11 protein-coding genes are annotated in these 12,701 nt (G+C 65.0%); 7 read left to right on the forward strand and 4 right to left on the reverse strand.

Annotated elements, in window-relative coordinates:
- Positions 1 to 106: 106 nt before the first annotated feature.
- From hemA to ACH196_RS26095, 4 genes are all read right to left on the reverse strand, one after another.
- On the reverse strand, positions 107 to 1,321 hold the full coding sequence (gene hemA / locus ACH196_RS26080; RefSeq protein WP_396649845.1) for a 5-aminolevulinate synthase: 1,215 nt from the start codon (positions 1,319 to 1,321) through the stop codon (positions 107 to 109).
- 271 nt (positions 1,322 to 1,592) lie between these two features.
- The gene (locus ACH196_RS26085) at positions 1,593 to 2,150 is read right to left on the reverse strand and encodes a thioredoxin family protein (RefSeq protein ID WP_396649846.1); all 558 of its coding nucleotides are present in this window, start codon (positions 2,148 to 2,150) and stop codon (positions 1,593 to 1,595) included.
- 86 nt (positions 2,151 to 2,236) lie between these two features.
- Positions 2,237 to 3,481 carry a TCR/Tet family MFS transporter gene (locus tag ACH196_RS26090; protein WP_396649847.1) on the reverse strand — a complete coding sequence of 415 codons (1,245 nt, stop codon included), beginning with the start codon at positions 3,479 to 3,481 and terminating at the stop codon, positions 2,237 to 2,239.
- A 194-nt stretch (positions 3,482 to 3,675) separates the two neighbouring features.
- A complete protein-coding gene (locus tag ACH196_RS26095) occupies positions 3,676 to 4,905 on the reverse strand; it encodes an NAD(P)/FAD-dependent oxidoreductase (protein WP_396649848.1) in 1,230 nt (409 codons plus the stop codon).
- 775 nt (positions 4,906 to 5,680) lie between these two features.
- On the opposite strand from ACH196_RS26095, the gene ACH196_RS26100 reads away from it, so the two are divergent.
- From ACH196_RS26100 to ACH196_RS26130, 7 genes are all read left to right on the forward strand, one after another.
- On the forward strand, positions 5,681 to 6,985 hold the full coding sequence (locus ACH196_RS26100; RefSeq protein WP_396649849.1) for an imelysin family protein: 1,305 nt from the start codon (positions 5,681 to 5,683) through the stop codon (positions 6,983 to 6,985).
- Positions 6,986 to 7,057: 72 nt separating this feature from the next.
- Positions 7,058 to 7,369, forward strand: a complete 312-nt coding sequence (locus ACH196_RS26105; RefSeq protein WP_396649850.1) for a (2Fe-2S)-binding protein — start codon at positions 7,058 to 7,060, stop codon at positions 7,367 to 7,369.
- Positions 7,335 to 7,820, forward strand: a complete 486-nt coding sequence (bfr, locus tag ACH196_RS26110; protein ID WP_396649851.1) for a bacterioferritin — start codon at positions 7,335 to 7,337, stop codon at positions 7,818 to 7,820. The genes ACH196_RS26105 and bfr overlap by 35 nt, the downstream gene beginning before the upstream one ends.
- A gap of 141 nt (positions 7,821 to 7,961) precedes the next feature.
- On the forward strand, positions 7,962 to 9,518 hold the full coding sequence (locus ACH196_RS26115) for a di-heme oxidoredictase family protein (protein WP_396649852.1): 1,557 nt from the start codon (positions 7,962 to 7,964) through the stop codon (positions 9,516 to 9,518).
- Complete coding sequence (locus ACH196_RS26120; protein WP_396649853.1) at positions 9,518 to 10,579, forward strand: imelysin family protein; 1,062 nt, start codon at positions 9,518 to 9,520, stop codon at positions 10,577 to 10,579. Before ACH196_RS26115 ends, ACH196_RS26120 begins: the two co-directional genes overlap by 1 nt.
- Positions 10,580 to 10,591: 12 nt before the next feature.
- Positions 10,592 to 11,692, forward strand: coding sequence for a DUF1513 domain-containing protein (locus tag ACH196_RS26125; RefSeq protein ID WP_396649854.1), 1,101 nt, complete (start codon positions 10,592 to 10,594; stop codon positions 11,690 to 11,692).
- Between the two features lie 33 nt (positions 11,693 to 11,725).
- Positions 11,726 to 12,701 (forward strand): DEAD/DEAH box helicase (locus ACH196_RS26130; protein WP_396649855.1); only part of this gene is annotated, 976 nt, incomplete at its 3' end.

Genomic DNA, 12,701 nt, shown 5'->3' on the forward strand with positions numbered 1-12,701 from the left:
CGAGCGTAAAATCCGGGGACAGTTTACTTAATTCCGAACTCGGCCGGTGACGCGGCAAGGACGGTGATCGGAATTAAGTAAACTGTCCCCGGATTTCCTACGTTCGTCAGGCAACCTGCCGCGCCAGGGCGCATTGCGACCACAGATCCGACAGCGAGTGGATCAGATGGTCGATGTCGGCGTCGGTGTGCAGCGGCGACGGCGTGATGCGCAGGCGCTCGGTCTTGCGCGGCACGGTCGGATAGTTGATCGGCTGCACATAGACGCTGTAGCGGTCGAGCAGGATATCGCTGATCCACTTGCACTTGGCGGCGTCGCGGACCATCACCGGCACGATGTGGCTGGTGTTGGCCATGTAGGGGATGCCGATACGGTCGAGGCCGGCGCGCACTTTCCGCACGCGATCCTGGTGGCGGGCGCGCTCGAACGGGCTGGCCTTCAGGTGGCGGATCGAGGCCAGCGCGCCGGCCGCCACATGCGGCGGCAGGGCCGTGGTGAAGATGAAGCCGCTGGCGAAAGAGCGGATGAAGTCGATGAGTTTTGCCGAACCGGTGATGTAGCCGCCGACCACGCCGAACGCCTTGCCCAGCGTGCCCTCGATGATGGTGATGCGGTCCATCAGGCCGTCGCGCTCGGCGACGCCGCCGCCGCGCGCGCCATACATGCCGACCGCATGGACCTCGTCGAGATAGGTCATGGCGCCGTGCTTTTCGGCGATGGCGACGATCTCGGCGATCGGCGCGATGTCGCCGTCCATCGAATAGACGCTCTCGAAGGCGACGATCTTCGGCACGTCGGCACCATATTCGGAGAGTACGCGGTCGAGATCGGCCGGGTCATTGTGCTTCCAGATGCGCTTTTGCGCCTTGGAATGGCGAATGCCCTCGATCATCGAGGCGTGGTTGCCTTCGTCGGAGAAGATGACGCAGCCGGGAATGTTGGCGCCGAGCGTCGACAGCGTCGTCCAGTTGGAGACGTAGCCGGAGGTGAACAGCAGCGCGCCTTCCTTGCCGTGCAGGTCGGCGAGTTCGCGCTCGAGCAGGACATGGTAGTGATTGGTGCCGGAAATGTTGCGCGTGCCGCCGGCGCCGGCGCCGCATTTCTCCAGCGCTTCATGCATGGCGGCGAGTACGGCAGGATTCTGGCCCATGCCGAGATAGTCGTTGGAGCACCAGACGGTGACTTCGCGGGCCTCCTCGCCGGCATAGCGCAAGGCGCGTGGAAACAGGCCGGCGCGGCGTTCCAGATCGGCGAACACCCGGTAGCGGCCTTCCTTGTGCAGGCCGTCCAGCTTTTCGGCGAAGAAAGTCTCGAAATCCATCAGCTTTAAAGCTCCCTGGGGAACGTTCCCTCGGTACCCTTGGGCAGAACCGTATCGCGCCCTTGCCCGCCTATTTCAACTATACCTTCCGGCGCGGCGGCGAAATGCCGCAAACTCCCCGGCCTCCATCATCGGCCACCGGCGGCTGGCCTTGATCTCCCTTGATGACAAGAACGTATCAGAACGCTGTTTCCATTCGCACGCGCAAAATTTTGAAGCCGTATCAAGAAAGTTGCGAGCAGGTATCCACCCCGTTGCGATCGCGTACTCATCACGCCGCGTCCTTCCATTTGATCGAGCAGCCGACCGAGGCGATCTGGTCGCGCGGGCCCTGGCCGGTGCGGGCGATTTCAGCCATCGCTTCGAAAAGGTCGCGGCGCATCTCACTTGGGCCGACTTCCTTTCGCGAAGCGTCGAGCCGGCCGCGGTATTGCAGTTTCAGGTCGCGGTTGAACCCGAAAAAATCCGGAGTGCAGGCGGCGCCATAGGCGCGGGCGAGGGTTTGGTCCTCGTCCTGCAGATAGGCGAAGCCGAAGCCTCGCTCGGCTGCAAAAAGCTTCATCTTGTCGAAGGAATCGGCGGGATAGGCCGATGCGTCGTTGGAGTTTACCGCGACGAAGCCGATGCCCCGCGGCTTGAGGTCAGCGGCGTCGCGGACGATGCGGTCGATGACGGCGCGCACATAGGGGCAGTGGTTGCAGATGAAGGCAACGACGAGGCCGTTCGGCCCGGCCTGCCCAAGCACCGAATGGCGCTTGCCGTCAGTGCCCGGCAGCACCGCGTCGACGGCCTGCCAGCCGAAATCGCAGACGGGCGGGATCGATGCCATCGCGGGTCTCCAGCGGTCAAAGTTCCTTACCGTCTTTCGCAGGGTATTTGAACCTTTTGCGGCCCAACTTGCCCGAAAGTGCAACATCAGGCCGGCGCCCGCGCCTCTGCCTCAGCGGCACGCCGGGCGACCACCCAGCCGAGCAGGCCGCCCAAAAGCAGGGTCGCGGCTGCGATGAGGAAGGACAGGCCCGGAAACGGTGCAAAATTTTCGGGCTGCACGGTGGCGGCATAGACCGCACCGAAGAACAGCGGCGAGGCGACGCCGGCGATCGACGCGACGCTCATATTGGCGCCTTGCAACTGGCCCTGCTCGGATTCGGAGACCAGCCGCGTCATCAGCGACTGCAAGGTCGGCATGGACAGGCCCCACAGCGCATTGGGGATCATCGCGGCGGCAAACAGCCAGCCGGTAGGCGCCAGCCCCATGCAGGCGATGCCGACCGCGCCACCGAACAGGCCGAACACCATCACCGCGCGGTCGCCGAAGCGCTTTACCGCCGGACCGACGAGCAGTCCCTGCACGCTCATGTCGAGCACGCCGACCAGCGCCAGCACCAGTCCGACCTGCCACGGTCCCCAGCCATAGCGGTCGCCGGCGTAAAGCACGAAGACGGCGGAGAAGACGTGGTGGGCGAAATAAAGCAGGAAATTGACGGAGGCGAGCCCGAACAGTTCGGTGTGCGAGCGCAGCAGCTTCAGCGCGCCGAACGGGTTGGCGCGCGCCCAGGAGAAGGCCATCCGCTTTTCCGGCGCAAGCGATTCCGGCAGTACGAACAGGCCATAAAGGAAGGCGACGCCAGCAAGCCCCGCCGCGAACCAGAACGGGGCGCGCGGCGATATCTCGCCCAGAAACCCACCCAGCACCGGGCCGAACACGAAGCCGCCGGAGAATGCCGCGCCGATCAGCCCGTAGGCACGAGCCCGGCCCTCGGGCGGGGTGATGTCGGCCATGTAGGCGAAGACGGTGGTGAAGCTCGACGAAGTGACGCCGGCGACGATGCGGCCGAGCGCCAGCCACCAGAGGCTCGGCGCCAGCGCCATCAGCACGTAGTCGGCGGCGAGCCCGGCGCAGGACAAAAGGATGACAGGGCGGCGTCCGTAGCGGTCGGAGAGCGAGCCGACGACCGGCGAGCAGACGAACTGTGCACCGGCCCACAGCGCCACGAACACGCCATTGATCCACCCGGCTTGCGCGTTCGAGCCGGCGAACTCCTCGATCAGCGGCGGCAGCACCGGGATGATGATGCCCATGGTGATGATGTCGAGCACCGCGGTGACGAAGATGAAGGCGAGTGCGGCCTTGCGGCGGCTGCCGGTGATCGGATTCATGTCGGCCTCGCGGCATTTTCGGGAGCGGGTTTATAGGCCGCGGCCATGGTCAATGCCATTGGGCCAGGAGGAGGCTGCTGACAGCGGGATGGCGGAAGCGCGACGGAAAAATGCCGGGGACAGTTTACTTTTCCGCGGAAAGGGTGATGCGCTTGAAGAATGGCGCGGGCGGAAAAGTAAACTGTCCCCCAGCGCTACTCCCCCTGCTGCCACCGCGCGAAGGCGTCCTTCAGATCGCCGGCGACGACGTCGGACGGATCGGGCGAAAAGCCAGCGGCGAGCATTTTACGCCCCATCATATGGTCGGCCGGGCGGTTGACCGACTCGATCGCTGTCAGCCTGTCGCCGGCATAGTGGAAGGCGGAAAAACGGTTTTCAGCCGGATCGCCGGCAAGAATGGCACGGTCGCTAGCACCGGGCAGCCCGACCATCTGCAGCTTCATGTCGCCGATGTCGGACCAGAACCACGGCACCGCCGTGTAGGGGTCGTCGTGGCCGGTGAGGGTGCGGGCGGCGAGTTTCGCCTGGTCGGTGGCGTTCTGCACCGATTCCAGCCGGACATCGGCGCCGGAATGCCAGTGGCGATAATTCACCGCGTCGCCAACGGCGAGTATCTCGGGAACCGACGTGCGCATCTGCGGATCGACGCGGATGCCGTTTGTCACCGCGAGGCCGGCAGCCTCGGCGAGTTCGGTGGTGGCGACCGCGCCGATGCCGACCAGCACCATGTCGGCCGGGATGTGCTCGCCCGCCGAAGTGGTGACGGCGACGACACGGCCGTTTTCGCCGTCGAGGCGCTCGACGGTGGTGCGCATCAGCAGGCGGATGCCGGAGGCGGCAAGCCGCCCGGCGACATGGGCGGAAACGGCGGGCGCGACGGCGCGGCCGAGCAGGCGGTCCTGCGCCTCGACGACCGTCACCTTGCGTCCGCCGGCGGCGAGCGTCGCGGCGATCTCAAGTCCAATGAAACCGCCGCCGAGAACCACGACGTTTTCCGCCTGCGCGGCATGGTCGCGAATGGCGCGCGCGTCGGAGACGGTGCGCAGCGAAAAAACGCCGGCCAGGTTCGCGCCGTCAAGCGGCAGCCTGCGTGGATGCGAGCCGGTAGCGAGGATCAGCCGGTCGAAGCCGAGTTTTGCGCCACCCTCGAAGGTGAGCTGCCGCGCGGTTGTGTCGATGGCGGCGACGCGCACGCCAAAACGCAGGCCGATGTCGGCGCCGGTGTAGAAAGCTTCGGCGCGCAGTACCTGCGGCTTGGTCTGCGCGTCCTTGAGAAAGGCTTTCGACAGCGGCGGCTTGTGGTAGGGCAGCTCGTTTTCGTCGCCGACCAGCGTGACGGGGCCGGCAAAACCTTCCTCCCGCAGGCTGGCCGCCGCCTGCACGCCGGCGTGTCCCGCACCTATGATAACGACGCCGTTGGTCATGATATCTTCCGCCTGCTGTCAGTTCTACGAAGTTCTGCACCGCCGGAGTGCTTGGCCGCCGATACGGCATGGATCCTAGGGTCTGCGCACTCGCTTCGCTCCTGCTCCGCCCTAGGATGACGAATGCATGGTCTTTGCCGCTAGTCACCAATGTTGGCGATCGGCGGAAACGGCCTTCTCTTCGTCATCCTAGGGCGGAGCAGGAACGAAGCGAGTGCGCAGACCCTAGGATCCATGCCATACCGGTAGCGAAATGCGCCGGCAGCGTAGAATCCCAATAAGCTTTCCCAAGCCGCACGCCTTTTCGGCGAAGAGGCATGATCTTGCCCGCGAGCCGGTTGCCCCGATTGTCTCCCGCCGACACCCGCGTGCGGCGGGGCGTCGCACTTCGGCCAGCCTGATGTCAAGCCGGCGGCCTCGTCTCCGGACGATGCAGGCAGCCAAGCCACTGGCCCACCTGCAAAAAGGTGACTAGTTTAGAACAGTTCTAACATATTGATTTGAAGGCGCTTTTTCAATATTCGCATTGACTTTTCAGGCCCCGCAGCCGTAAAGGGCAAGCGTGCGCCAATGGGCGCGCGCCTTTGATGTCTGGGCCTTGACCCCACGCGATTGGAGGTTTTCGTGAATTCTTTCCATGTCTTGCGCGCAGGCAAGGCACCAAAATCCGCCGCTTTCACGGCTCATCGGCGCGCCGCCATTGCAGGCAAGGCTGGTGCATGCGCCTGCCGCGGCGTGGCGCACATCAAGCAATTTTCGACGTGAGGAGACTGGTATGACGCATGCATTTCATCCGACCCGGCATGCGGCGCGTATCGCCGCGCTGGCAGCGACCGTGGCGCTGACCGCCGCCGTCTTCGTGCTGCCGGCCAAAGCCGAGACCGACCCGAAGGCGGTGATCGCCACCTATGCCGACATCGCACTGGCCAACTACGGCGACGCGCTGACCACGGCGCAGGCGCTCGACAAGGCTGTCGACGCGCTGATCGCAAAACCGTCGGCGGAGACACTGGCCGCCGCCAAGGATGCCTGGAAGGCGGCGCGCATCCCCTACCAGCAGACGGAAGCCTACCGTTTCGGCAACGCAATCGTCGACGACTGGGAAGGCCGCGTGAACGCCTGGCCGCTGGACGAGGGCCTGATCGACTATGTCGACAAGAGCTACGGCACCGAATCCGACGAGAACACGCTTTATACGGCGAACGTCATCGCCAACAAGGAAATCGAGATCAACGGCCAGAAGGTCGATGCTACCAACCTTACGCCCGAGTTCCTGTCCGGGACGTTGCAGGAGGCCGGCGACATCGAGGCCAATGTCGCCACCGGCTATCATGCGATCGAGTTCCTGCTGTGGGGGCAGGACCTGAACGGCACCGGGCCGGGCGCGGGCAACCGCCCCTTCACCGACTACGACACCGCCAACTGCACCGGCGGCAATTGCGACCGCCGCGCCCAGTATCTGGCGGCGGCGAGCGATCTGCTGGTCAGCGACTTGGCTGAGATGGTCGACAACTGGAAGGCCGACGGCGCGGCGCGCAAGGCCTTGACCGACGGCGACGCCAAGACCGGCATCGCCACGATCCTCACCGGCATGGGCTCGCTCTCCTACGGCGAACTGGCCGGCGAGCGTATGAAGCTCGGCCTCATGCTGCACGACCCCGAGGAGGAGCATGACTGCTTCTCCGACAATACCTATATCTCGCATCTCTACGACGCGGTCGGCATCCGCAACGTCTATACGGGCAGCTACACCCGCGTCGACGGCAGCAAGGTGGAAGGCCCGTCGATCTCGGCGCTGGTCAAGGAAGCCGACCCGGCGGTGGACGCCGAACTTGTCGGCAAGCTGAACGCCACGGTGGAAAAGATGGAAGCCATCAAGAAGCGGGCGGAGGGCGGCGAGGCCTACGACCAGCAGATCGGCGAAGGCAACACGGCAGGCAACGCCACCGTGCAGGCGGCGGTGGATGCGCTGGTCGACCAGACCAAGTCGATCGAGCGCGCGGTCGCGGTGCTGAAGCTCGACGCCATCGCCTTCGAGGGCTCCGACAGCCTGGATGCGCCCGACAAGGTTTTTGAGTAAGGCGCCGACCGGCGGCCCACCTAGCCAGACGGCGCGGAAAACGGCCGCGCCGCCAGCCAGCAAGAGTAAAAGATGCTGATCTGTCACTGCAACCTGATAACCGAAAGGGAGATCGAAGAAGCAATCCTTGACCTGCTGGAGCAGGACCCTTGGTCGCTCATCGTGCCTGCGAAGGTCTATCATAGCCTCCGCAAGCGAGGGCGTTGTTGCGGCTGCTTCCCAAATGTGGTGGAAACGATCATTCGGGTAACCGAAGCTTACCATCTCCGTTCGGAGGCGAGCGGGATGGATGTCGTTTCACACCTGGACCGCGTCAGAGGACTGCGGGCCGAATACGGGAGCAGGACCCATGAAGGGCGAAAAGCAGGTCATCGAGCGGCTTAACGAGGCTCTGTTTCTGGAGCTCGGCGCCGTCAATCAGTATTGGCTTCACTACCGCCTTCTCGACGACTGGGGATACCAGAAGCTCGCCAAGAAGGAACGTGCGGAATCGATCGAGGAAATGCATCACGCCGACAAGATCATAGCCCGCATCGTCTTCCTCGAAGGGCACCCGAACCTGCAGTCGCTCGCGCCGCTGCGCATCGGACAGAACGTCAAGGAAGTGCTGGAATCCGACCTCGCCGGCGAGTACGACGCACGCACCTCCTACAAGAAATCGCGCGAGGTCTGCCAGGAACTCGGCGACTACGTGACCATGGAGCTGTTCGAGGACCTTCTGAAGGACGAGGAGGGCCATATCGACTTCCTCGAAACCCAGCTCGACCTGCTCGCCTCGATCGGCGAGGAGAAGTACGGCCAGCTTAACGCCGAACCGGCGAACGAAGCCCACTGAGATGTTTTTATGCGGCGCATAGGGTTTTCTACGCGCCGCAGCGCATTTGAGTGGGTCCGGTGCGTCCTTGGCGGGCGAGCATCGGAGGATGGGCCTAGGGGACAGTTTACTTTCTTTCCGCGGAAAATCCGCAGCGCTTTAATGGTGGCACTGGCGGAAAAAAGTAAACTGTCCCCGGCGCTTCTCCTTGCTGCCGTTCTCCTCTCACCCTTTTTCTCTTCCGCCGCTGTAGGTGGCGACGCACCTCCCGGGCTCGCCACCACCCGCGCAGACCTCTCTGCCAAAGATGTCGCGCGCGTAAAATCCGTCACCGCGCCGACACAAGATTTTTCCAAGGCAGAACCCTTCGAACTCCTGCCTGGCGGTGCGGCGACTTCCAAAAAACGCCCCAACCAGGACGCCTTCTCGCAATCCTCCGCCAACATCACCTTCGAGCAGGAAGGCACGTTCAAGCTCGGCAACGGGCTGTTCCGGAAACTGTGGGTGTCGTCGCCGTCCTCGACGCAAGCTTCCGACGGGCTGGGCCCGCTGTTCAACGCCCGCGCCTGCCAGAGCTGCCATTTGAAGGACGGGCGGGGCCATCCGCCGGAGGGGGTGGCCGACGCCACCTCGATGTTCTTTCGCCTGGCGCGCGCGGCGGAGACCGAGGAGGAGAAGCGGGCGGTGGCCGAGCGCGCCGTGCTCAACCTGCCCGACCCGGTTTATGGCGGACAGTTGCAGGACCTTGCGGTGCCGGGGCTGGCCGGCGAGGGCAGGATGGCGATCTCCTACACGGAAATCCCGGTGACCTTGGGCGACGGCACGGTCGCGTCGTTGCGCAAGCCCACTTATTCGGTAACCGATCTTTCCGATGGCCCGCTGCATCCCGGCACGACGCTGTCGCCGCGCGTCACCCCCCAGATGATCGGCCTTGGCCTGGTCGAGCAGATCCACCCGGCAGATATCCTCGCCAATGCCGACCCAGACGATCGCGACAGCGACGGCATTTCCGGAAAACCGAACATCGTGCGCGACGAACTCAGCCATGAACTGACGCTCGGCCGCTTCGGCTGGAAGGCACAGACGCCGTCGATCCGCCAGCAATCCGCCGACGCCTTTGCCGGCGACATCGGCATTTCGACACCGGAAGTGCCGAAAAGTTTCGGCGATTGCACCGAGGCGCAGGCGAATTGCCGGGCAATGCCGACCGGCGTGCAGGAGCGGCTGGGCGACGTCGAAGCGCCGCCGCCGGTGATGGATCTCGTCACCTTCTATTCGCAGAATCTGGCCGCTCCCGCCCGCCGCGATGTCGGCAAGCCGCAGGTACTCGCTGGCAAGAAGGTGTTTTACGACCTCGGCTGCGCCTCCTGCCACACACCGAAATTCGTGACGCGCCGCGATGCTCCGGACAAGGCGTTTTCGTTCCAACTGATCTGGCCCTATTCCGATTTCCTGCTGCACGATCTTGGCGACGGGCTGGCGGACGGGCAAGCCGTAGGCGACGCCACCGGCAATGAATGGCGAACGCCGCCGCTGTGGGGCATCGGCCTGACCAAGCGGGTAAGCGGCCACACTTTCTTCCTGCATGACGGGCGGGCGCGCAATCTCACCGAGGCGATCCTCTGGCACGGCGGCGAAGGCCAGAAGGCGCGCGACAAATTCGCCGCGCTCGACGCCGCCGACCGCGAAGCGCTGATAAAATTCCTGGAGTCGCTTTGATGCGGTCCTTGCTGCTTGCCGTTGCTGCCGTGGCGACTTTTGGCATCTCGCCCGCCCTCGCCGCCAATGCAACCGTCCAAAAAGCCATCGACGGTTTTGTCCGCCCCGCCTATGCCGCGTTCCACACCGCGGCGGCAAAAGAGACCGGCGACGTGCAGGCGCTTTGCGCCGAGCCTTCGCAGGAGAGATTGGCAGCGGCGCAGAAAAACTTCGTCGCACTGGTCTCTACTTGGTCGCAAGTCGAGATCGTCCGCTTCGGCCCTGTCACCGAGGAGAACCGGCTGGACCGCATCCTGTTCTGGCCGGACCGCAAGAGCATCGGGCTCAAGCAGGTGCAGGCCGCACTTGCCGGCAAGGACGCCACCGCCAGCGACCCGGCGCTGCTTTCGGGAAAAAGCGTCGCCATGCAGGGGCTTGGCGCGCTGGAGTTTGTGCTGTTCGGTACCGGATACGAGATGCTCGCCGAAGAGGGCGACCCCTACCGCTGCGCCTACGGGCTGGCAATCGCCCGGAATCTCGACGGCATGGCGAAAGCGATTGCCGATGGTTGGCAGGCATCGGACGGCATCGCCAAGATCTGGGCCAATCCGGGGCCGGACAATCCGCTCTATCGCTCCGACGACGAAGCGCTGACGGAACTGTTCGATGTTTTCGTGCACGGGCTCGAAATGCTGCGCGACGTGCGGCTGAACGGTTTCCTCGGCAATACACCTGACGACGACAAGCCGAAACAGGCGATCTTCTGGCGTTCGGGCGCAACCGTCATCTCGCTCGGCGGCAACCTCGACGGCATGAAAAAACTGTTCGACGCCTCCGAGCTCGCCAGCCTGCTGCCGTCCGAATCCGCCTGGGTCGCCGATTCCATCAATTTCGAATTCAACACGTCCGACAGGATGATCGGCCACGCCACGACGGCCATCGCCGAGGTACTGGCCGGCGAGCAGCGCGGCGGGTTGCCGGCGTTCCGGCTGATCACCTCGCACCTGTCGGAGCTGTTCGGCGTCAACCTTGCCGCCGCGTTGGGGCTTAGCGCCGGTTTCTCGTCGCTGGACGGGGATTAAGCGAGGGTCGCGATGCGCACACCGCTTTTCGACCGCCGCGATTTCCTGAAGGCCGCCGGCGTGTCGTTCGTTACCGTGCTGGCGCCGGCGGCGCTGGGGCGGGCAGCGGAAGCCGATGCGCTGTACGCCACCGCCTATCAGAGACGAGACGGCGGTTTCGGCGTCGCGGTTCTCACCGAGCGGGGCCGAATGGTGCATGCGCTCCCACTGCCGGATCGCGGCCACGACATTTCCTTCGATCCTGTGTCGCGCAGGTCCGTCGTCTTCGCCCGCCAGCCCGGCACGTTCGCCGTGGTCTTCGACCACGCCGGCGGGCGCGGGCCGGTCACCATTCCGAGCGTGGCCGGCCGGCATTTTTTCGGCCACGGCGTGTTCTCGCCTGACGGAAAACTGCTCTACGCAACCGAAAACGATTTCGACAATGCCGCCGGCATGGTCGGCGTCTATGACGCCACAGCCTCCTTCCGCCGCATCGGCGAATTTTTGACCCACGGCGTCGGGCCGCACGAGTTGCTGCTCTGTCCCGACGGCAAGACGTTGGCCATCGCCAATGGCGGCATCGAGACGCATCCGGATTTCGGTGCGGCGAAACTCAATATCCCGACGATGAAACCGTCGCTGGTGTTCGCCGACCGCACCAGCGGCGACCTCCTGGAAAAGCACGAACTCGCCCCGGCGTTGCACAAGCTCTCCATCCGCCATATGGATTTCGACCGGACCGGCACGCTGTGGTTCGGTTGCCAGCACGAGGGGCCGGCGACAGAGCGGCCGGCGCTGGTCGGCCGTGCCCGCATGGGCGAGCGGTTCGAGCTGATCGACATTCCGGAAAAGACGCTGGTCGGCCTGCGCAACTATGTGGGATCGGTGGCGGCCAATCCGGCGGCCGGCACCGTCGCGGTCTCCTCGCCGCAAGGCAACGCGCTGGTGGTGCTGGACGCGAAGTACGGCAGGGTGGTCTCGGTGCTCGACCTCACCGAAGTCTGCGGCCTTGCACCGGACAGCGACGGGTTCCTGGCGAGCACCGGCACGGGCGAGATTATTGCGCCCGATGGCGAAGCGGCCAAAGACCGGGAGCATGTCTGGGACAACCACATGCTGCGGATTTTGCTGTAGACGCTGCCCGCACATCGTGTAGCTGGTTTCCGAATGACCGGCCCCACCCTGCCCACCCTTCCCGTCACCGAGGCGCTGCCAAATCTGCTGGCGGCGTTGGAGGCCGGTGGCAACGCGGTGCTGGTGGCGCCGCCCGGCGCCGGCAAGACGACGCTGGTGCCGCTGGCGCTGCTCGACGCAGAATGGCGGGGCGACGGCACGATCCTGCTCCTGGAACCGCGCCGGCTGGCGGCGCGGGCGGCGGCGCGGCGTATGGCGCAACTGCTTGGCGAGGAGCCGGGCGGCACGGTCGGCTACGCCATGCGTATGGAGCGAAAGGTGTCGGCGAAGACGCGCATCCTCGTCGTCACCGAAGGCATTCTGGCGCGCATGATCCTCGACGATCCGGAGCTTCCGGGCATCGCCGCGATCCTGTTCGACGAGTTCCACGAACGCTCGCTGGACGGCGATTTCGGACTGGCGCTGGCGCTCGACGTGCAGGGCGCGCTGCGGCCAGACCTCAGGCTGCTGGTGATGTCGGCCACCGTCGACGGCGCGCGCGTGGCGAGGCTGCTTGGCGATTCTGGCCCGGTGATCGAAAGCGCCGGCCGTAGCTTTCCGGTTGACGTACGATATTCCGAGCGGGTGCCTGGCACGCCGGTCGAGGATAGCGTGGCGGCCGCAATCCGAGAGGTACTGGCGAAGGAGGACGGCAGCGTGCTGGCCTTCCTGCCCGGCCAGCGCGAGATTCTTCGCACCGCCGAGCGGCTGGAGGGGCGGACTGCCGAAACGGTCGATGTCGTGCCGCTCTATGGCCAGCTCGACGCCCGCACCCAGGATGCAGCGATAAGACCTGCCCCGGCCGGGCGGCGGAAAGTCGTGCTGGCGACCTCGATCGCCGAGACCTCGATCACCATCGACGGTGTGCGCGTGGTCATCGATTCAGGCCTGTCGCGGGTGCCGCGCTATGAGCCGGCGTCAGGACTGACGCGACTGGAGACGGTGCGGGTCAGCCGCGCCTCGGCCGACC

This window comes from Mesorhizobium sp. IMUNJ 23232 (genome assembly GCF_044326205.1).
Lineage (GTDB): Bacteria > Pseudomonadota > Alphaproteobacteria > Rhizobiales > Rhizobiaceae > Kumtagia.

Excerpts from the sequence above, each read along its gene's own strand:
- ACH196_RS26120 (WP_396649853.1), top strand. The coding sequence starts at position 9,518 with ATGCGGTCCTTGCTGCTTGCCGTTGCTGCCGTGGCGACTTTTGGCATC.
- ACH196_RS26115 (WP_396649852.1), top strand. The coding sequence starts at position 7,962 with ATGGTGGCACTGGCGGAAAAAAGTAAACTGTCCCCGGCGCTTCTCCTT.
- bfr (WP_396649851.1), top strand. The coding sequence starts at position 7,335 with ATGAAGGGCGAAAAGCAGGTCATCGAGCGGCTTAACGAGGCTCTGTTT.
- ACH196_RS26105 (WP_396649850.1), top strand. The coding sequence starts at position 7,058 with ATGCTGATCTGTCACTGCAACCTGATAACCGAAAGGGAGATCGAAGAA.
- ACH196_RS26125 (WP_396649854.1), top strand. The coding sequence starts at position 10,592 with ATGCGCACACCGCTTTTCGACCGCCGCGATTTCCTGAAGGCCGCCGGC.
- ACH196_RS26085 (WP_396649846.1), bottom strand. The coding sequence starts at position 2,150 with ATGGCATCGATCCCGCCCGTCTGCGATTTCGGCTGGCAGGCCGTCGAC.
- hemA (WP_396649845.1), bottom strand. The coding sequence starts at position 1,321 with ATGGATTTCGAGACTTTCTTCGCCGAAAAGCTGGACGGCCTGCACAAG.
- ACH196_RS26095 (WP_396649848.1), bottom strand. The coding sequence starts at position 4,905 with ATGACCAACGGCGTCGTTATCATAGGTGCGGGACACGCCGGCGTGCAG.
- ACH196_RS26100 (WP_396649849.1), top strand. The coding sequence starts at position 5,681 with ATGACGCATGCATTTCATCCGACCCGGCATGCGGCGCGTATCGCCGCG.
- ACH196_RS26090 (WP_396649847.1), bottom strand. The coding sequence starts at position 3,481 with ATGAATCCGATCACCGGCAGCCGCCGCAAGGCCGCACTCGCCTTCATC.